Raw genomic sequence first — 21,455 nt, forward strand, 5'->3', positions numbered from 1 at the left:
TATATTTGTAATATCCTATAAACTGCATCCTGTAAATGTGTAAGTTGGATTAGCCCCTCCTATACTTAGCCTCCTTCTGTTTGCAACTCCCTTAGTACTATAATTATAAATATAAGAAATGGAAGTAGCTGTAGGGTTGAAAGTCTCAGTCAGGATATTATTCATGGGTAAAAATGGCAAAATACGTGCATAACTCGGATTGGGCGTAGCGGGCGTAGGTACAGTATTCGTAGTATAATTTATCATCATTGCTAAATCCTTGCTTAACAATCTAAAAGGATTAATCTTTGTATCATATACCCAATCTAACTCATCTACCATGGTAGTCAGGTTTACAGAGCCTTTGGGGTTTAAAGCACCTGCATCGTACTCATAGCCTCTTTCTTCTATCAAAACTGTGCCTGCCGCATCGGAATATCTACGCCATGAGGTAACTCTGTTTTGTGCATTGTAAGAAAACGTCCAAAGCTCAACAAAAGTAGCGGCATTGTTTTCTATGCGTATAGAAGCTACATTTCCTGCCCCACTGTAAGTAAAAAACCAAGTCTGGTATAAAGGGAATGCACCTGAGTTTTGACGCATTTGAGCTTGTGTAATTTGTGTGCCTGAGTAAGTAATGTCAAAGCGAATATTTAATTCAGTATTGGTAATTCTATTAGGTAAGGTAGAGGCGGCTGTCGGATATGTGAAGTTGATTGAGCCTGTGTGTACTCCCATATCCGAAAGCAGGGGATAAGCAGTAATTTTACAGATGTTCGCTCCATTATTTACTCCATTATTAGCCGTAATAATGTTAGAATTAATAGAAATTGCTGTGCCTCTTTTTGCTCTTACTCTGTAAAAATGATTTCTACGAATATCTATCAAATCTGCTATTTGTGCTATCCCTAAAACTTCAAAATTATTGTAAGAAGGAAGGATGGCAGTGAACATATTGTCCGTAGCAATATCTAACAGATAGCTATTGGCTTCGCTTACTGTGTTCCACTTTGCTATAATCTGCTCAGCAGAGTTGATGGTTGGGGCAGTAGCCACAGGAGCAGGAAGAGGCAGTAAAGTAAGCGTAATGACATTGGAATTGGCAGAAGTAGAACCCAAACCTTTGGCTCTAACTCGGTAATAATAGGTCGTATTAGGGACAAGATTCGTAATCACATCTGATAAGCTAATGATTTCCTTGCCGTTATACCCAGGTATAAAGTTGGAAAACATCATATCAGTTGCTACGTCCAATATATAGGAACTTGCATTGGCGGCAGCCTGCCAATTGGCTTGAAAACTAAGTATGCCAACGCTACTTGCGGCAAGAGCCACAGGGGCATCTAAAGGGGTAGTAGTTACATCTATGACATTAGATACTCCTGAAACCGCAGCACCATTTTTGGCTTTCAAGCGGTAAAAATAAGTAGTATTAGGGACAAGGCTGCCAATGTTGAGAGAGGTAACATTGATTTCCAAGTCGTTATACCCAGCTAAAATATTGGTGAAAGTTGGATTGAGAGCAATGGTAATCAAATAAGAAGTTGCATTAGGTGCGGCGTTCCAATTAGCGATGAATGAGGTCAGTGTAACAGAAGTCGCAGCTGTGGCAACAGGTGGATTTAATGCTCCTGATACTACAACTATGATGTTAGAATAGGCAGAAACAGCAGTGCCTCCAATTCTTGCTCTCAAGCGGTAGTAGTAAGTAGTTTGTGGGAGTAGACCTACTACTTCATCTGACGTCCCTAAGACTTCTTTCGATTGATAACCTGTTACTTTATTGACAAAACCTACATCGGTGGCTACTTCTAATATATAGCTTGATGCACCACTGACCATTTGCCAGTTAGCTCTAAATGAGGAGAGAGTGATATTAGTAGCTTCCAGAGCATTAGGAGGAGTTAAAGCCAAAGTTACTACATTGATGATATTGGAATAAACAGAAACTGCACCCGCTCCCTTTGCTCTTATTCTATAATAATAAGATTTTTGTGGAGAAAGTCCTGTAATAGTTTCATTTGTACCTAAGAGTTCTTTAGGTTTATAATCACCAACTAACTCCTTGAAATTGATGTCTGTAGCTACTTCTAATAAATAGCTTGTTGCCCCTCTGACAGCTTCCCATCTTGCGTTAAAAGAAGTAAAATTGATGTTTGTTGCACTCAGAGCTACAGGTGCATTAAAATTCCTCGTAGCTACGGCAATCACATTAGAGTAAGGGGTAAAAAAACTTCCCCTGACCCCACGAATCCGGTAATAATAAGTTTTTCCTGCACTTAAGCCCGAAACTTCTATGCTTGTATTGACTAAACGCAAGCCATTATAGCTTCCCAATAAGGTGCTAAAATCTCCTATTTCAGATACTTCTACTATGTAGGCATCTGCTCCTTGTAGAGCTGTCCAATTTGCCTTGAACTTAGTAAACTCTATCTCCGTAGCAGGCAATGCGGTAACTCCGTCTAAACTTCTTGTTCCTACGCTGCTTACATTAGAGTTCCCAGAAGTGAAATTATCTTTTCTTGCTCTTACTCTATAATAGTACGTCTTGCCCATTTCCAAATTGCGAATAGTGCGCGACAAGCCCCTGACTTCTATGCCGTTGTACTCAGATAAAATTCTGTTGAACTCAAAGTCCTCAGCAACATCTAAAAAGTAACTTTCCGCCCCCTCTACTGCCTGCCATCTTGCTGTAAAAGAGGTAAAATCTATCTCATTTGCGGCAATAGTGATAGGACTTTCTAAGCCTCTGGTCGTAACGCCAATGATATTAGAAAACTCTGAGGTAAATCCTAATTTAGTCGTAGCGAGGCGATAAAAATAAGTAGTATTAGGTCGTAAGCCTGTAATTACTAAAAAGTTATCCTTTACTAAAATGCGATTGTATTGTGGTAAAGGAGTGCTAAAATTAGCGTCGAGGGAAATAGTAAGTACATAGTTATCAATATCGGCAACTGCCTGCCAATTAGCCCTAAAACTGCTTAACTCGACCAAAGAAGCAGGGAGAGCAGTAGGTGTTTCTAAGCCATCTGTTTGTACGCTCATGGCATTAGAAAACTCTGATAGGAAATTCCCTCTTTTGGCTCTTACTCTGTAAAAATAGTTAGTTTTGGGCTGCAAGTTCCTCACAATGCGAGAAGTATCTCTGAGTACCAGACCTTGATAATCAGGTAGAATCTGCTGAAAATTTGCGTCTTGGGCTACATCTAAAATATATTCGTTGGCTTCTACTACTTTATTCCAATTGGCTTGGAAAGTATTTAAACCTACTTGATTGGCTATCAGTATATTAGGTTTTTCTAAGGTATTAGTTTTAGCACTAATGATATTGGAAGGAGGAGTAGAAAAATTCCCTCTTTTGGCACGTACTCGGTAAAAGTAAGTGGTATTGGGCTGTAAGTTATTAATAAGCAGTTGAGTATTCTGTACTTCTAATTGATTGTAGTTGGGCAGAATATTGGTAAATTCTGCATCGGTGGCGACATCTATGGTATAGCTCCTTGCGATAGACACTCCTCGCCAGTTGGCAATAAAACTCTCTAAAGTGATTTGAGTAGGGAAAAGTGCTAAAACACTCCCAAAGCTACTCTCATTGGTAGTAACTTTGATGACATTAGAAAAATTGGAAACTACATTATTTATCTTGGCTCTTACTCGATAATAATACGTATGACCTACCTCCAAGTCATGCACGAGCAGGCTATTTTCTGTAACTTCTAAAGAACGATAACTGGGTAATATTTCATTAAAATTAGCATCTTTGGCTACGTCTATCAGATAGCTTTGTGCGGTTAAAAGCACCTGCCAATTAGCGCGAAAACTAATCGCTTCTACCTCGCTTGCCTCCAAAGCTACAGGTTTGGGTTGGATAAACTCTTTCTCAGCTACGGAACAAGCCAACGTAAAAAGTATCAATAAAAACCCAACCTTATTCTTAAACGATAACATGATTAAAAAATTTTCATGCAAAATGTATGCAATTCCCTAAATTGATAGGGTTGTGAAGTTTTCTGTATTGTTAGATGTAGGATATATTAGTTTTTTTATGGCAACTTGTAGGGGTGTATAGTTCTACTCGCAATAATAGTGCAAAAAACGTAATTTCCCAATTTGCATACCTAATCTTTTCATACATTGTTAGATATTTTGTATTTTTGAATAAAAAAGAGCTATGGTAGTGCATAAAATTTTTTCATAAGTTTAAAACAACGGATGGCATAAAAACCTCGTTAAAAACTTCAAAATCTAATTCAACATGGAAAAAACAGCTATTTATAAAAGTACTACCGCTATTATAAAGATAAAGGAGGACAGTATTTTTGTAAGCGAAAGAAAAGAAAGAATTTCTTGGTGGGGAAATGAAATTTTTGACTTTAATAAGCAGTTCTCTTTCAAAGATATAGAAGAAGTAGAATTCAAGCAAGATGCCTTGCCCACTCCCATCAAAGAAACCGCATTTGTGCAATCTCTTACTATCCGTTTCAAAAATGAAAAGAATAAGGTTGTAATAGCAAGTGCAGAACATCAAGTAGGAAATTCTTTGTTTAGAATGACAAAATGGGTAAAAAATGAAACCTACGATGACTTTGTGAACGTTTTTGTTGCTCAACTTCATTTTTATCCTCATATTAAGGTTTATGCTTATACAGGTATGAATGGAAAAGTTCTTCAAAAAATGAGCAAGTTCATGCCTTCTTTTACCATTGGTTCGCTGGTAGTAGGCACTCCTTTTTGGATAAAAATATTACTCAATATGTTGAAAATAGGTACAGGTATGATTACGCTTTGGGGCTTTGAGTATATTTGGGTGGCACTTATGGTAGGTGTATTTGGTACAACCTTTTTCGTAAATAAAAAGAAAAAGCAACAATCTTTGCTCTCGTCTGTAAGCGAACTTCCTGTTTATTTTCTCCCCTCCCCGCAAACTGAGGTAAAATAGGATAAGATAGATTAAAAAAAGGGAAAAAGTAAAATTACTTTGTGAATCTGAATAAGATTACTTTACTTTGGAGCATCAAAAGTTAATTTTTTTAAGATGCAAAAAGGAGTAATTGCCATCATCAATCACAAAGGCGGAGTAGGAAAAACTACTACTACATTGAACTTAGGGAAAGCACTCTCCCTGTGTGGGAAAAAGACCCTCATTATTGACATAGACCCGCAAGCCAATCTTTCTCAGTCAATTGGGGTAGAAGAACCCAATGTGCATATCGTCCAATCCATGTTAGAAAATACGCCACTGCCCATACATCACTTAGCAGAAAACTTTGATTTGATTCCTGCGGACTTGGACTTATCAGAAGCAGAGGTCAAACTGCAAAATGATGTCAATGGCTACTTCAAACTTCGCAATGTTCTCCGCAACGCCAAAGAAAAATATGATTTTATTTTGATTGATTGTCCTCCCTCTCTGGGTATTCTCACGACTAATGCTCTTATTGCAGCAACGCATATCTTGATAGTAGTACAATCAGAATACTTGGCAGTCAAGGGCTTGCAAACTATCCTACGCTTGGTGGAGAGTGTCAGAGAAAACTTAAATCCTGATTTAGAGGTAGCGGGTATGCTTATTACTCAACTCAATAAAACTATTTTCCGACAAAATATTGCGGATACTTTGCGGAATATTTATCAAGGCAAGGTTTTCCAAACAGCTATCCGCCAAAATATTAGCTTAGCAGAGGCATCTTCGGTAGGGCAAGATATTTTTACTTACAGTAATCGGTCAGCTGGGGCAGAGGATTATATGAGTCTGGCAAAGGAAATTTTGAATTAGGTGGCTAGGCATTATGCTTTATGAAGTGTAAAATCAATGATAAATCCCTTATCCACATGGCTTGTAATAGTTACTTGACCTCCCATTTTGGCAATGTAATCTTTGGCTATTCGCAACCCTAAACTTGTATCTTTCTCATTATGAATGGCTAAAGTGTCTTCAGTACTAAATTTACTTAAAAGTTTGATTATTTGTTCATTGGTCAAATTACTTTCTGATGAATGAATAGATACGCCTATCATTTTATCATTTTTGATTTCCGCCGAAATGCTAATCACGCCCGCAGAGGTAAACTTAATCGAAGTAGAAAGCAGGTCGCGAATAGCCAAGTTTAAAATGTTAATATCTGCTAATACCTCCGTTTCTCTGGAGATGTAGTTATACAGAGTAATACTATTTGAACGAGCTAATGCCTTGAAGAACTCTATGTTTTCTTCTATGATTTGCCAAAGGTTAATAGATACAAAAAACGGAGTGGTATGGTGCAGCTGCTCCAAAGACCAGTGCAAAAGGTTTTGCAAAAGCACCTTAGCATGTTGGAGATTTCTTCCCATTTCCTCTGTAATTGGTTTGATTTCTTTACTTTCTATATTTTTTACTCTACTGCCCAAAGAATCAAGTTGGGATTTAAGGATATTCAAAGCACTACCCACGTCATCAGAAACCACCGAAAGGAGTCTATTTTTTGTAGCATTTGCCAATACAAGTTCTGCTTGCTGCTCCATAAGCGTACCGTATTGCTTGTTTATTTCTTTTTGTTTTTCTTCGATTTGCTCTTTTTGCCTTTTTATTTCTTGCGTCCTTTGCTCTACTAAGTTTTCCAGTTCTAAATGATTATCTTTTACTTTTGCAATCCATGCTTTAAAGCTCAAATAGCTTACAATCGACAAAGTCAATACTAAAATACTTATAAACCACCAAGTAGCCCAAAAAGGAGGCAAAATGATAATCTCAAGAGTAGTGATATTTTTTCCCCAGTTACGTATATTATTACTTGAACGAATTTTGAAAATATACTTGTTAGGAGCTAAATCTGTATAATTGACAAAAGTACGGTTCTCTGCCAGCACCCAATCTTTTTCTAAACCTTCTAACTTATAAGCATATTTGATTTTACTGTTATCGCTGTAGTTTAAGGCGACAAATTCAAAGCTAATATTATTTTGGTCAGCATTTAGCAGTATTTTTTTCTTGTAATTAATCATCGTATCCAATACAATATCTTGACTGCCTACTTTGAGAGAGGTAAGCATTACTTTGGGGAAAATTGGCTTTTCCATGATGCTATCAGGGTGGAAAGCAATGATGCCTTTATCTCTGCTAAAGTAAAGTTTTCCACTGTTGTCTTTGTAGAACACTGAACCGTCGAACTCGTCCATAGGAATCCCTATTGCTTCACTGAAATTTTCTATGACATCATCTTTTATAGATAAATGACTAAAACCCGCTCCGTGAGTAATCCAGATATTGTCTTGGTCAATAGTAAGTATAGAGTGTACCATTTCATGCAACAAACCATTTTCTGTCTTATAATGCTTGAATTGTTTTTTTTTAACATCAAACTTAGTTATGCCATTGATAGAATAAGCAAGCCAAAGTGTATGCTCATCGGATTTGGTTAGAGAAGTAACCCTATTAGTAGATAAGCTATTGATACTGTTGGGGTCATGCTTATATATATTGATTTGATAGGTCTGTAAATCTACTTCTATCAAGCCGTTATTAGTCGCCCCCCATAAAGTTTGCTTATCGCCTTGTGAAGTAATTAGTAGTTGGTCGAATAATTCTTCAGGCATAAGTTCGCTAATCTTGTATATAGGTTTAGAGTTCTCACTTTTGATTTCTATTTTGTAAAGTCCTTTTGAAGTTCCTACCCATAGTATATCGTTACCATTTTTACTCTTTGATTTTGTTAATGAATGAATAGATTTGTTAGACAGCCCGTAAATGGTATCCTCACTGAAGTCCGTGAAAGTTTGCTTTATTACATCAAAATAGCATAAACCCCTTACCGTTCCTATCCAGACCTTGTCCTTGATTTCTGCGATACTGTAAAAAATATTATTGTCCTTACCTCCTTTTCTTTTAAACACCTTAAACTCTTGAGTTTTTGTATTAAATAAATGCAAACCGCTGTAAGTTGCTATCCATGCAAAGTTTTTTCCTTGGGAGGGGGCATCTATCATTCCTGTAGTGGCTGTACTTTGTAGCCAGTTTTCTTTATTGGGTATAGGGGTAAATACTGTAAAAGGAGAGGCTTTGAGCGAGAGGATATTGATGCCTCCCCCCGCAGTTCCTATCCAAAGCCCGTCTTTAATTTCTTGAATACTATTGATAGAATTATTGCTGATACTGAGTGGATTAGCGGAATTATATTGAAATGAGCTGGTTTTCTTGTTTTTAGTATCATAAACAAATAGACCGCTGCGTGTGCCTATCCATACCTGAGAAGGTCTATCAAAGACAAATTTGACTTCTTCATAACTAATTTCTTTTATATTAAAATTAGAAAATTGCTTAGAAGATAAGTCAAAAACTCTCAGCCCTTTGTTTGTACCTACTAACAAATGGGATTTATCTTGGCTAAAAGAAATATGCTTTACTGTATTTTCGTCAAGGAGTTCTTGTTTAGAAGTATTTTTGACATAATAAGTTTTAAAGGTTTCATTATCAGGGTCAAACTCATATAACCCTTCTACACTTCCCAACCAAATTGTTTCTTTACCCTCTTTGTTGTGATGCACAAGAACGCTCGCATTTTCTCGGTCATAAAAATTCTTGAATTTGTTAAACTGATTGAATATTTTAGCTTTGGACTTCTGAGGCTCTATTTTTACTAAAATTGTGTTGCCAAACTTATCCGCTCCTGCCGCCCAGATAGTATTACGGCTGTAGGCAAAGAAATTGATAAAAACAGCGTCTTTCATTACGCCGGCAAGATAAGGGACTTTACTGTGGTGGGTAAATTGGTTTAGTAATTTATTGTAAATATACAAACCGTCGTGATACATTCCAAGCCAAAGCGTATCCCCTATCTCGAGTATATCCAAGATACTAAATTCGTAGTATTTATTTTTAGGGCTATATTCTTTAAACTGCCGACCATCGAAGCTATTCAGTCCATTAGCTGTAGCAATCCATATCAGGCTATCCTTATCTTTAAGAATCTTGCGAATATTATTGTTAGATAGCCCATTTTTTACCCCTATTTTTTGAAAAATAGCTTCCTGTGCTAGGAGTATATCCCAAAAACAAAGCAAGCTAATCAAAAGAATAATGGCTTTTACTCTTTGCATTTATGTATTATATTTTGCCTGCATCGTGGTTAGTTTTGTATAGTACTAACCCAATTATATATTTTGCAAAATAAAGTTTCAGGTAAATTTTAATAAGGTCGTATTTTCTCTTTATAGTCAATGACTGCTTGCTCTACAATCTGATAAGCAATCTCTTTGTTTAAAAAATGCTCAACTACTACGCTCTTATTTTCTAATTTTTTATAATCTTCAAAAAAGTTTTTAAGCTCCTGAATCGTGTGTGGAGGAAGTTCTGATATATCGTTGATGTGATTTACGCTGACATCGCTATTTGCCACTGCAATAATTTTGTCGTCTGCTTCTCCATTGTCCAACATTCGCATAACACCTATCACCTTAGCATCTACTATGCAGAGAGGCTCTAAGTTAATCAATGACATCACCAATATATCCAAAGGGTCGCCGTCATCACAGTAGGTACGCGGAATAAAGCCATAGTTAGCAGGATAGTAAACAGAGGAATACAACACCCTGTCTAAACGCAAAAAGCCAGATTCCTTGTCCAATTCATATTTTGCTCGTGAACCTTTGGGAATTTCTATAATGGACTGTACTACTGAAGGATATTTACGTCCAATACTTACCTGATGCCATGGATTTGTCATTACTTTTATTCAAAATTTAATGAGATTTATTACCTAATTTTTTACTTATCCCCTAAATTTCAAGTTTTAAACTGATATTTCAAAATTTTATATGTTTTTCTCCAAAAAAGTGAGCAATTTTACGGGGGATTTATAGATTTAAAAAAACTCTATTTACTCATTACAATCATGCAAATCGGACTGATAGGATTAGGAAAAATGGGCTTTAACCTCGCCCTTAATCTTCAGAGAAATAAATATCAAGTAGTAGCTTATGATATTAGTGCATCGCTGGTGGAACAGATTGCCACTAAGGGAATTACACCTGCTTACGACTTATTAGAACTTACCTCCTCCCTTCGAGGGCGTAGGGTTATTTGGCTTATGATTCCCGCTGGGAAGGTAGTAGATGAAACGATTGAGCGACTGTTACCCTTACTTAGCGAAAATGATATAGTTATAGACGGCGGAAACTCTCATTTTAAAGATTCTATTCGCCGCTACGAATATCTCAAATCTTTGAAAATTAACTTTTTAGACTGCGGCACAAGCGGAGGGCTAAGTGGCGCACTCAATGGGGCTTGCACTATGATAGGCGGGGACAAAGAGGTTTTTGACTATTGCTCACAGGTTTTTACCGATGTATCTGTGGAGCATGGCTCACTTTATACAGGAAAAGCAGGAAGTGGACACTTTACAAAAATGGTTCACAATGGCATAGAATATGGCATGATGCAAGCTATCGCTGAGGGCTTCGAGGTTTTGCAAAAAAGTGATTACGAATTTGACTATGAGGCAGTAGCTAAACTTTGGAATCATGGCTCGGTAGTGCGCGGCTGGCTTATGGAACTAACTGCCAATGCTTTTAGCAAAGATAAAAATTTGGACAAAATCAAAGGCATCATGCACTCCTCTGGCGAAGGAAAGTGGACTTTGGAAACAGCGTTAGACATAGGAGTACCTACTCCTGTGATTGCCCTTTCGCTCATGATGCGCTACCGCTCCCAAGAGGAAGATACTTTCTCTGGCAAAGTAGTTGCTGCTCTGCGAAATGAGTTTGGCGGGCACAAAGTAGAAAGCAAATAGGTGGGTTATTTTATCCAATATCCTATTAACCTTCTCAAGTAGCCTTTGATGAGCTTATAGGGTAGCTTGTAGGGAGTAGTATGTTTTAACTCAAAATTAGTAAAATCTTTTAAGTTTCCTCCACCTCGCATGTGAAAAAGGTGGTTATAGTAGTTTTTCCAAGTTTTCTTTTTTCTATTTTGAAAGTTCCCACTTTCATCAGGGTAAGTATAAAGCAACGCATCATAGTTTAAGAAAACTTCAAATCCGTTTTTGTGGGCTGTGAGGGTAAAGTCATAATCAGCAAGGTAATGAGGAAATCTTTTTTCATCAAATAAGCCTATTTTTTCAAAAACTTCTTTTGGAATGAGGCAGCCTCTTCCAGGTAAATGACTTACTCTTTTCAAGCCAGTTTTTTTCCCTTCTGATTCAGAAGTGCTTGTATTTTGTTCGTCAGGATTTGCTCCAAAGATAGCCAAAGGTTTTTCTTTGGCACTTTGCATCAACTTCTCCAAAAAATCTACGGGAGCGAGTGTGTCATTGTTCAAGGTCAATACATAAGTCATAGCACTGTCTTTAAGTGCATATTCTATTCCCCAATTAGTAGCTTTTGTCCACCATAAGTTGCCATCTCCTTTGATAATAATTACTTCAGGGAAATCATTTTTTAACATTTCTTCCGTTCCATCGGTAGAGCCATCATCAACTACAATAGTTTTAAACTCTTGATAAGTTTGCTTTCTCAAAGATAATAAACACTCTTGCGTAAATTTTTTCCGATTAAAAACGGGAATGACTATGTATATCATAAGACAGAGGTGGTTTTAGATGGTGTAAGGTTATGTTTTTCAATAACTTCTAAATATTAAGCGTTTTAAAATGAGAAATAAAAATAGACTATTCCCTACTAAATATCTTTTCCAAAGTCTTTGAGGTTCTAAATAAAGGCGGTAAGCCCACTCCAAAGACCAATCTCTTGCCCACTTGGGTAGTCTTTTTTCTAAACCTGTATATGTCAAGAATGCCTGACCTACACCAAGCATACAAGCATTTACTTTACCAGTATGCGCCGCCATCCACTTTTCTTGCTTAGGGCAGCCCAGAGAAATAAATAATAAATCTGGTTTGGACTCATTGATTTGCTGGACTATGGCTTGGTCTTCCTCCTCGCTCAGAGGGCGGAAAGGTGGCGAGTAAGTACCTGCGATGCGTAGCTGTGGAAAATCTTGGTAAATCTGCTCTCTAATTTTACTTAATACCTCCTCTGTAGAGCCATAAAAATAAACAGATTTGCCTCGTTTTTCTGCTTCTGCAAGGAGTGCAGGCATCAAATCCATACCTGCCACGCGTTCTTGATTAATTTTATCGAAGAATTTGATAGCCAAAGAAATAGGACGACCGTCTGGAGTAACCAAATCCGCATTGTTGAGTATTTCATTAAAAGCCTTGTCTTGGTATGCCTCAATCACCATGTGAACATTGGCACAGCAGACATAAGACGAGCTTTGCTTTTCTGATAAGTCAAAAATAGCATTGACAAAATCATTGAAACTACCTGTGGAAATAAGAGAACTAATGACTTTTACTTTTTCCATGCTCGTGCCTATAAGGAATCTAATAATGTGCTTTTACAAAATACTACTCCAGTCTATGGATTCATAAACAGATTTAATGCCTTCTTCTAAGGGAATCTTGTGCTTCCACCCCAAGTTATGCAATCTACTTACGTCCATTAGCTTGCGGGGCGTTCCGTCTGGTTTTGAAGTATTAAAGTAAATTTCTCCTTCGTATCCTACTATTTTCTTGACCAACAATGCCAAATCTTTGATAGGAATATCCTCCCCTGTACCTACATTAAGAAACTGCTCTTCGTTGTAGTTTTGCATGAGGAAAAGACAGGCTTCTGCTAAATCATCTACGTGCAAAAATTCTCTGCGAGGAGAACCTGTCCCCCAGATTTCCACTGAGGGAAGATGATTAATTTTGGCAGTATGAAACTTGCGAATCAGGGCGGGCAATACATGGGATTTCTCTAAATCGTAATTGTCATTAGGTCCGTACAAGTTGGTAGGCATGACCGAAATATAGTTACAACCGTACTGGCTGCGGTACGCTTCGCACATTTTGATTCCAGCGATTTTAGCTATGGCATAGGGCTCATTGGTCGGCTCTAAAAGTCCAGTCAGAAGGTACTCCTCTTTCAAAGGCTGAGGGGCTAACTTAGGATAAATGCAAGAAGAGCCTAAGAACATGAGCTTTTTTACTCCATGCAAATAACTTTCTTGAATTACGTTGTTTTGAATCATTAAGTTATTGTAAATGAACTCTGCTCTATAAATATTATTGGCATTAATTCCACCTACTTTTGCTGCCGCTAAAAATACATACTCGGGTTTTTCTTGGTGAAAAAATTGGCGCACTGCCTGTTGGTCTTCTAAGTTTAGCTCTTTGGAGGTACGATAGACAATATTTTGATAACCTTCTTTTTCTAATTTGCGTTTGATAGCAGAGCCTACCATTCCTTTGTGGCCTGCTACATATATTTTGGCATTTTTTTCCATTTTTAAGTAGGTAAAATAATTAGCTTTCAACTTTTGTTTAGCAAAAGTTAAAAGCTATTGTATTCAATTTATTAATATGAATCATCGTGATAACGTAGTGTAGCGTGTCCTCCTGTTTGTAGGTATTTGTCTTTTCTAAACAGCTCTACATCAGCCCAAATCATGTCATTGACTAAACCTTTAAGGTCATATTTGGGTTTCCAATTGAGTTTAGTTTTTGCCTTGGTGGGGTCGCCAAGTAGCAAATCTACTTCCGTAGGTCTGAAATAGCGTTTATCTACTCCAATGACTTCTTTTCCTATGGGCAGTTGGAAGTCTGGATTAGCGCAACCTACTACATAGGCTTTCTCGTCTGCTCCTTCCCCCTTAAATTCTACTTCTATGCCCAACTCCTCGAAGGACATTCTTACGAAGTCGCGTATGCGTGTGGTAATCCCAGTAGCAATTACATAATCCTCTGGAGTAGGTTGCTGCAAAATTCGCCACATTGCTTCTACATAGTCTTTGGCGTGTCCCCAATCTCTTTGGGCATCTAAGTTTCCAAGAAAAATTTTATCTTGCAAGCCCAAAGCGATACGTGCTACCCCTCTTGTAATCTTACGAGTTACAAAAGTTTCGCCTCTAAGAGGGGATTCATGATTGAAAAGGATACCATTTACAGCATACATATTGTAGGCTTCACGATAATTGACAGTAATCCAATATCCGTACATTTTAGCCACAGCGTAAGGAGAGCGTGGATAGAATGGTGTTTTCTCGCTTTGAGGGACTTCTTGGACTAAGCCGTAGAGTTCAGAAGTAGAGGCTTGATAAATCCTTGTTTTATCAATCATTCCTAAAATTCTTACTGCCTCCAAAATTCTCAATGTGCCTAATCCGTCGACATTGGCTGTATATTCAGGACTGTCAAAACTAACTTTTACATGGGACATAGCTCCCAAGTTATAAATCTCGTCAGGCTGTACTTCTTGGACGATGCGGATAATATTGGTAGAATCGGTCAAATCCCCGTAGTGCAATACTACTTTCAAATCTTTTTCGTGTGGGTCTTGGTATAGGTGGTCTATCCTTTGGGTATTGAACAGAGAGCTTCTACGCTTAATGCCATGCACTTGATAGCCTTTAGAAATAAGTAGCTCTGTGAGATAAGCCCCGTCTTGACCAGTAATCCCCGTGATTAATGCTTTTTTCATTTAGTTTGGATATTATTTTTAGCTCTGCAATTTACTAATAGAAAAAAAAATTACAAGTATTCTTACTCAAAATATCCTATAATTTCTTTTGGACTAATAAATTAGTAAGCATTTTCTTCTCCTTTGATGACGTTCCAAACGGTGAGGAAAATGATTTTAAGGTCAAAGAGAAGACTCCATTTTTCCATGTATTTTACATCGTACTCTACCCTTTTTTCCATCAGGTATTGTTCTTTGGTTTCTCCTCTAAATCCGCTTACTTGGGCATAGCCAGTAATACCTGGGGTTACAAAATGACGAAATTGATAGTTATTAATAGTTTTGGAGTATTCTTCTAACTGTTTTTGCATATTTGGGCGAGGTCCTACTACCGACATATCGCCAAGTAGTACATTAAAAAATTGAGGAAGTTCGTCTAAACTTGTTTTTCTTAGGAAAGCTCCTACTTTGGTAATTCGGTTATCTCCTCTGGTTGCTTGCTGTTCGGTTTGCGTATTGACCCTCATACTACGAAACTTATAACAGCCAAATGGTTTATTTTTCCTGCCGGGTCTTTTTTGCACAAAGAAAATAGGACCTGCGGGGTCTTCTATCTTGATACACAAGGCAATGATTGGAAAAAGCCATGGAAAAATAAGAGAAATGACCATAAAAGAAAAAACAATATCAAAGGCTCGTTTCAGTATTTGATTTACTTTGGAACTGAGAGGTTCGCGACGCACACTGACAACTTTTATTATATCAAATACAAATACATTGACATTTTCATCTAAATATTTTTTGTTATTCTCATTGACCACTATGCGTAAATAAATAAAATTGGCATCTGCAAACTTTTGTAACTCCTCGATAAACTCAGGCGAAGGCTGGTCTAAGGCTACATAAATCTCGTCAATGTTTTCTTTCTTACAATATATCTGCACATCTTCTATCCCTCCTCTAATCAAGTGATTATAAGGATTATTGCGAGTTTTTTGGTCAAAAAAGCCCATGAATTTATAGCCAAAAGACTTATAAGAGTTGAAATAATTGTAAAGCGTAATTCCCGCAGGCGTAGTACCTAAGATAATAACTTTGGTATCGTTAATGCCCGATTGTTTGTAGTACTTTACGAAATTGATGTATAAAAATCTGAAAACAAAGGTCAAGCAACTTACTAAAGCATAGACGGCTACTACATAACCCACATGAATCCCTACACTCAGATTCATCACATAAATAATCATTATTAAGAGGTGGAAACCATAGGTGAGCATTAGGTCTTTTGCCATAGTATTTACCTCCATAAATCTCTCTATTTGATAGGCACGATTAAAAAGAGTAGAAACCAACCAAGTAGCGCAGAATATAGTGTAAAATGTAGAATATCTATCGTCAAAGCTAATATCTGGATTTACTAACCAATAATAAATTAATCGTAATGAGAAATCTATCAAACAGACATCAATGATGACAAGCAAAAACGCAACAAAATTAAAAGTGGGTAACAGCTTTTTCATAATTATTCCTTTTTAGGTATGAATTATTTGATACAAGCACAGTAGAGTTAAATTAATTTATGACAAAATTAAGATGTTTTTTTTTATTTGCAAAAAATAATAGAAATTTTTATAAAATATTTTTTTGAATTTTTTTAATGTTTTTGATAGATTATCTATTAGTGAATAGCATAGTAAAAGGATAAAATTATATATGTAAGTAATTTATAATAAATATTTTAATAATAAAATTTAGTCTTTTGAATAAAATTTTTACTTTACGAGTATTGGACTATTTTAATATTAACATAGGATAAAATCTATATTTATATCAATTAAAATAGAGTTTGTCAAAAATACATATTAAAATATTTAATTGTACTTTTCTAATAATTTTGTATAATTTTTTCATTACAGGTCTTTTTTGTACGGAAACGGGCTAATGGTGTACGAAAATGAACTGATTTTTTCTTAATCTATAAACGATATTATAATTAAGATGCTGTTTTTTAAGTGTTTATATAAATTGGCACACTCTTAGACTAATACATTCACGTCAATTAATTTGTGTATAAAACTTTAAAAAACTTAACGCGATGAAAACTGTAAGAAATTTATTTGCTTTTATCTTTGCATTAGCATTTGTAATTGGTGGTAACGCTTATGCGTTCAATGGTACTCCAAATGAGGGTTATGAAGTAACAGCTTCTGAGAAATTTGCCTATAGCATTTTTGCACTTCAATCCTCTCTCAAGTTTAGATTGAATTTTGACAATGAAGATGGTAGTGATGTAACAGTGAAAATTTTTGACCCTAACGGTAAGTTGGCTTTTGCTGAAACTATTAAACGCAAAGTAGAAGTTCGCAGAAACTACGACCTGTCTTCTATCGGAAAAGGTATTTACACTGTTGAAGTAATAGATGGAGATTTTAAGGCTTCTCACAAAATAGGGGTAGGGGTAGCTGCTCCCCAGGGCGAGTTTAACGCATACGTTTCTAAGCTGCATGAAGGCTCCGTGAAAGTTGCGTATCAAAATGCTAATGATGGATATGTAAACATTGTTTTGAGAGATGAGAAAGGTAATGTTGTGTATGATGAGGTAAGTCAAGACGCTCAGTATGCTCGTAAGTTTAACCTTTCCAAACTCAAGAGAGGAACTTATACTATGAGTGTAACTTCTGGGAAGAAAACAGTGGAACAAGTTTATAGCATACAATAAGACTTTGCTAAAAAATGAAAAGGTGATAGGCTTTTGTCTATCACCTTTTTTATTTTATCAAGTATATATGTTTTATTTGTATTTTCTATAAAAATACAAAAGATGACTATAAAAAATCGCTGGCTTTCTCAATGGCTTGTTCGTGCTAATCCTTTTTTCTTTTCTGTGTATGCTTCATTAGTTGCTTTTTGTGCTTATACGTGCATTTTTGCATTTAGAAAGCCTTTTACGGTAGCTACTTTTGAAGGAGTGAGTTTATGGGGGGTAGATTACAAAATCTGGTTGATAAGTGCGCAGGTAATTGGCTATATGATTTCTAAGTTTATAGGCATTAAAGTTATTGCGGAGATGTCGGGAGAAAAACGAGCCTTGGGGATTCTTGTCATGGTAGTTTTTGCAGGTTTTTCTCTATTAGGATTTGCTTTTGTCGCTCCGCCGTACAATATTATTTTTATGTTTTTGAATGGCTTGCCTTTGGGTATGGGCTGGGGCTTTATGCTGGGCTATCTGGAAGGAAGGCGAGTAACAGAAGTATTAAGTGCAGGGTTATCAGTGAGTTTTATTTTTTCCTCTGGCTTTTCCAAAAGCATTGGCAAGTGGGTAATGGAAAAGGGTGGCTTTTCCGAGTATACTATGCCCTTAGTAGTAGCAAGCCTGTTTGCTATCCCTTTGGTTTTTTTTGTGTATCTTTTAGATCACCTTCCTCCACCTTCTGCCATAGACGAAGCCTACCGTACCAAACGACAACCAATGAATGCTAAAGAGCGAATTAACTTTGTCAAAACTTTTTTGGGAGGTTTAATTTTGCTAATAGTAAGTTACATATTTTTAACTATTTACAGAGAATTTAGAGATAACTATGCGGCAGAGATTTGGCAGGCTTTGGGCTACGGTAGTTCTGCAAATATTTTTACCCTTACAGAAACGCCAGTGGCTTTGTGCGTGATGATTTGCGTGAGTCTGGTCATGGCAGTCAAAGACAATAAAAATGCACTTATCATCAATCATATTATGATTTTTGCTGGTTTTCTTTTGATAGGATTAAGTACTTTTGCATTTCAGCAAACATGGATTAGTCCCGTGTGGTGGATTATTTTAGTAGGTTTGGGCTTGTATTTAGGTTATGTGCCTTTTAACAGTGTACTGTTTGATAGGTTGATTGCCACTTTCCGATATGTAAGTAATGTAGGTTTTTTGATTTATTTGGCAGATTCTTTTGGGTACTTGGGTAGCATCAGCGTATTATTTTACAAGAATTTTGGACAACTTGAAGTAAGCTGGTTGGCGTTTTTTATTAATATTAGTTATATCGTATCTATAGTAGGAAGTTTACTTATGTTGGCTTCACTCGGATATTTTTTAAGAAAGTATCAAATACAATTTTCCTTTCCTAAGCGATAAATCAAGATGTTTTTTACATATTTGCTTTTCAAAATATATTATTGTAGCAGATAAATAAAAAATACCAGAACATAGTGCTACTATTCTCTATCATTATTTACATCATTTTCACGCTCTTAATTGGGGTGTACGCTTCTCGCTTTGTTAAGACAGCCAGCGATTTTGCCGTGGCAGGTAAGCGTTTGCCTTTATTTTTGTCGGCTACTACGCTTTTTGCGACATGGTTTGGTGCAGAAACTATTTTAGGAGCAACTTCTGAATTTGTAGAAAAGGGAGTCTTAGGCATTATAGAAGAGCCTTTTGGGGCGGCTCTATGCTTGTTTTTAGTAGGTGGCTTTTTTGCTAAACGCTTGTATAGAATGGATATGCTTACCTTTGGAGATTTTTTTCTTAGTCGATTTGGCAAGAAAGTAGAGTTAGTCTCCAGCGTACTGATGTTTTTATCTTTCTTAGGCTGGACGGCAGCTCAGTTTGTAGCTTGGGGAATTATGCTTTCGGTAGTTACCGATATTCCTACCCAATACGGTATATTTATTGGTGCATTTATCATTGTTGTTTATACTTACATTGGGGGAATGTGGGCTATTTCCTTGACAGACTTTATTCAGACTATAGTCATAGTTGTTGGTTTATTATTTTTGGCTTTTGACTTGATGGCAGAGGCAGGAGGCTGGACAACTGTGATTGGGAATACTCCTGAGGGTTTTTTTGACTTTTTCCCCGAACCTCGTTTTGAGGCGATAAGCCATTATGCAAGCGAATGGATGGCGATAGGATTAGGCTCTATCGCAAGTCAAGATATTTTACAACGCATCATGGCGGCAAAAAATGAGAAAGTAGCTGTAAGGGCTTCGTATCTGGGCGGATTTATGTACTTGACGATTGCTGCTTTACCCTTGCTTATAGGATTGTGTGCCAAAGAGTTAGAGCCTACTTTGTTGGAAGAGGACATACAGAAAATATTGCCAAGCGTAGTTATGCGGCATACTAACGTTTTGGTGCAAATAATGTTTTTTGGGGCTTTACTTTCTGCTATTATGAGTACGGCAAGTGGAACGTTGCTTGCTCCTGCTACGGTCTTGGCAGAAAATCTAATTAAACCCTATTTGAAAAAAGAACTAACGGATAAGCAACTACTTAGACTTTTTAGATTTTGTGTATTTGTATTTGCTTGCTTATCAGTTATCGTGGCGAGTATCAAAGGAAATGTTTATAGATTAGCAAGTTATGCTTCTATTGTCAATTTGGTTTGTCTATTTATCCCTTTGGTAGGGGGAATGTTCTGGAAAAAATCTACTGCTCGCGGAGCGATGCTTTCTATGCTGTTGGGCTTAGCGGTTTGGTTATTTTTTGAAATCAGTGAAGTGGTGCATTTCCCTGCCTTGCTTATTGGACTGATAGTAAGCATCTTGGGCATGATAGTAGGAAGTTTATCAGAAAAAACAACATAAAACTCAATAAAATATGAAAATCATACTAAGTATTATTGCGGCTATTGGCTTAGGACTGACCGTTATTCCTGCATTTTTAGTATTTAGTGGACTAATGACTTTGGATTCCTATAAGAATCTAATGGTAATGGGAATGTTATGTTGGTTTGTAAGTGTCCCTTTTTTGTTGAAAAAGAAGCCGTAAAACCCAATAAGGTTCTACGACTTACGTTAAATATTTTCAAATTATGTCAAAAAAATATTCATTAATCCGTCAGCTACCTCAAAGCTACCAAAAAACAGCCCTGTACCAAAAGTAACATTTCTATCACTAACATTCTCCAAGACAAAGGGAAAGGCACTTACAGCAATCATGCTAAAAGCAATGGCAAATAACAAGGCAGAAATTACAGTAAGTACTTCTACCTCTGAGGCAAATATAGCACTAATAAAGCTAAATGCCAAAGCCAAGCCTATAAGTACAGAACGTTTTACCCCGATGTTCTGAACATAGCTACTCATGGGGACAGCGCATACTGCACTGATTACCAAAAGTACAGAAACATATTGCTTACCTTCTAAGCTTTCTGATGTAAAAAAAGAGATTTTATCGTTCAAAATTTCAGGAAAAACATTCATCAAAATAGCATTTGCTAAACCAAAGGCTAAACCTATCAAGCCAATTTTGCCAAAATGGTCATCTCTATAATCATCATCTGATGAGGTATTTCGCACAAACTCAATTTCTTTAGTAGTGCGCCTGAAAATAAACCCTGCAATCAGCAATAAAACCCCGCCTGTTATAAAAGTAGAAGCTGCCCCTATTGTGTCTATAATATTCACAACTACGGGTTCTAAAGCATATAGCAGTTCAGTAATCACTGCCAGCACAGACATTGCCAAAGGCAAGCGATGCGCTGGAGCAAAAAGTTCCAGCATAGAGTTTGCTGGACTATGAAAGATATTCATAGAAACTAACCAAAGCACTATCATCACGGGAAGAATAAATTTAAGACTTTCCATAGGGTTGCCTGCCACAGTAAAAGCAACAGCCATGAAAATCATCGCAGTAATGCTAATGCCTACTGTGGTAACAACAAAATGATTACCATTTTTGCGAATCATATAATCTCCTATTAGCCCCGCCAAGGGAGGAATGCAAGCTAAAATGAGTGCTTGAGCAATATTCAAGAAAAGTGTGAGGTCTGTAACTTCAAATTTTTCAAGTAGTTTGGGTTGATAATTGTGATAGGCTATCCAGCTAATGACAATCGCTGCATTGAGCGCACCTAAACTGAAAAGTTGTTGCCAATTAATTTTTTGATTTGCTAATGAGTGCGACATAGAGTTTTAAAGAGTTATACTCAATAAAAATTGGTTTTGGTTTTAGGGATATGAAAATTCCAAGAAATTAAGGTTTCTAATTCCTGCTTATATTGGGCAATATGGGT

At 36.7% G+C, this 21,455-nt stretch carries 16 protein-coding genes; 7 read left to right on the forward strand and 9 right to left on the reverse strand.

All coding sequences use genetic code 11. The features are described 5' to 3' along the window. Positions 1-15 precede the first annotated feature (15 nt). Positions 16-3,927, reverse strand: coding sequence for a fibronectin type III domain-containing protein (locus tag BM141_RS06335; RefSeq protein ID WP_091541966.1), 3,912 nt, complete (start codon positions 3,925-3,927; stop codon positions 16-18). 307 nt (positions 3,928-4,234) lie between these two features. On the opposite strand from BM141_RS06335, the gene BM141_RS06340 reads away from it, so the two are divergent. After that, positions 4,235-4,918: a hypothetical protein gene (locus BM141_RS06340; RefSeq protein ID WP_091541969.1), complete on the forward strand. Its 684-nt coding sequence runs from the start codon at positions 4,235-4,237 to the stop codon at positions 4,916-4,918. A gap of 96 nt (positions 4,919-5,014) precedes the next feature. Then, positions 5,015-5,755 carry a ParA family protein gene (locus BM141_RS06345; protein WP_091541971.1) on the forward strand — a complete coding sequence of 247 codons (741 nt, stop codon included), beginning with the start codon at positions 5,015-5,017 and terminating at the stop codon, positions 5,753-5,755. Positions 5,756-5,766: 11 nt separating this feature from the next. On the opposite strand, the gene BM141_RS06350 is transcribed toward BM141_RS06345, so the two are convergent. Both BM141_RS06350 and BM141_RS06355 read right to left on the reverse strand, forming a co-directional pair. Beyond that, entirely contained in the window at positions 5,767-9,051 is a 3,285-nt protein-coding gene (locus BM141_RS06350; protein WP_091541974.1) for a ligand-binding sensor domain-containing protein, read from the reverse strand. An 89-nt stretch (positions 9,052-9,140) separates the two neighbouring features. Further along, positions 9,141-9,677, reverse strand: coding sequence for an inorganic diphosphatase (locus tag BM141_RS06355; protein ID WP_091541977.1), 537 nt, complete (start codon positions 9,675-9,677; stop codon positions 9,141-9,143). Positions 9,678-9,845: 168 nt separating this feature from the next. Here BM141_RS06355 and gnd point away from each other — a divergent pair, with 168 nt between their 5' ends. Next, a complete protein-coding gene (gene gnd, locus BM141_RS06360) occupies positions 9,846-10,742 on the forward strand; it encodes a phosphogluconate dehydrogenase (NAD(+)-dependent, decarboxylating) (RefSeq protein ID WP_091541979.1) in 897 nt (298 codons plus the stop codon). A gap of 5 nt (positions 10,743-10,747) precedes the next feature. Here the strand turns inward: gnd and BM141_RS06365 are convergent, their stop codons facing one another. The 5 genes from BM141_RS06365 to BM141_RS06385 form a co-directional block, all read right to left on the reverse strand. Further along, on the reverse strand, positions 10,748-11,530 hold the full coding sequence (locus tag BM141_RS06365) for a glycosyltransferase family 2 protein (RefSeq protein ID WP_091541984.1): 783 nt from the start codon (positions 11,528-11,530) through the stop codon (positions 10,748-10,750). Positions 11,531-11,569: 39 nt separating this feature from the next. Beyond that, a complete protein-coding gene (locus BM141_RS06370) occupies positions 11,570-12,316 on the reverse strand; it encodes a WecB/TagA/CpsF family glycosyltransferase (protein WP_091541987.1) in 747 nt (248 codons plus the stop codon). Between the two features lie 33 nt (positions 12,317-12,349). Further along, a complete protein-coding gene (gene fcl, locus BM141_RS06375) occupies positions 12,350-13,282 on the reverse strand; it encodes a GDP-L-fucose synthase (RefSeq protein WP_091542028.1) in 933 nt (310 codons plus the stop codon). Between the two features lie 71 nt (positions 13,283-13,353). Continuing rightward, positions 13,354-14,475, reverse strand: a complete 1,122-nt coding sequence (gmd, locus tag BM141_RS06380; protein WP_091541990.1) for a GDP-mannose 4,6-dehydratase — start codon at positions 14,473-14,475, stop codon at positions 13,354-13,356. A gap of 101 nt (positions 14,476-14,576) precedes the next feature. Then, a complete protein-coding gene (locus BM141_RS06385) occupies positions 14,577-15,974 on the reverse strand; it encodes an undecaprenyl-phosphate glucose phosphotransferase (protein WP_091541993.1) in 1,398 nt (465 codons plus the stop codon). A gap of 575 nt (positions 15,975-16,549) precedes the next feature. Here BM141_RS06385 and BM141_RS06390 point away from each other — a divergent pair. The 4 genes from BM141_RS06390 (at position 16,550) to BM141_RS22820 (ending at position 20,209) form a co-directional block, all read left to right on the forward strand. After that, a complete protein-coding gene (locus tag BM141_RS06390) occupies positions 16,550-17,173 on the forward strand; it encodes a T9SS type A sorting domain-containing protein (protein ID WP_091541996.1) in 624 nt (207 codons plus the stop codon). 102 nt (positions 17,174-17,275) lie between these two features. Continuing rightward, entirely contained in the window at positions 17,276-18,574 is a 1,299-nt protein-coding gene (locus tag BM141_RS06395) for a DUF5690 family protein (RefSeq protein ID WP_091542000.1), read from the forward strand. A gap of 74 nt (positions 18,575-18,648) precedes the next feature. Beyond that, positions 18,649-20,025: a high affinity choline transporter 1 gene (locus tag BM141_RS06400; RefSeq protein WP_091542002.1), complete on the forward strand. Its 1,377-nt coding sequence runs from the start codon at positions 18,649-18,651 to the stop codon at positions 20,023-20,025. A 13-nt stretch (positions 20,026-20,038) separates the two neighbouring features. Next, the gene (locus BM141_RS22820; RefSeq protein WP_177217287.1) at positions 20,039-20,209 is read left to right on the forward strand and encodes a hypothetical protein; all 171 of its coding nucleotides are present in this window, start codon (positions 20,039-20,041) and stop codon (positions 20,207-20,209) included. Between the two features lie 41 nt (positions 20,210-20,250). Here the strand turns inward: BM141_RS22820 and BM141_RS06405 are convergent, their stop codons facing one another. Then, positions 20,251-21,348 (reverse strand): MFS transporter, encoded by a 1,098-nt coding sequence (locus BM141_RS06405; protein ID WP_091542005.1) that lies wholly within the window; start codon positions 21,346-21,348, stop codon positions 20,251-20,253. Positions 21,349-21,455: the final 107 nt, after the last annotated feature.

The sequence above is a fragment of the Thermoflexibacter ruber genome, assembly GCF_900113045.1.
Lineage (GTDB): Bacteria > Bacteroidota > Bacteroidia > Cytophagales > Thermoflexibacteraceae > Thermoflexibacter > Thermoflexibacter ruber.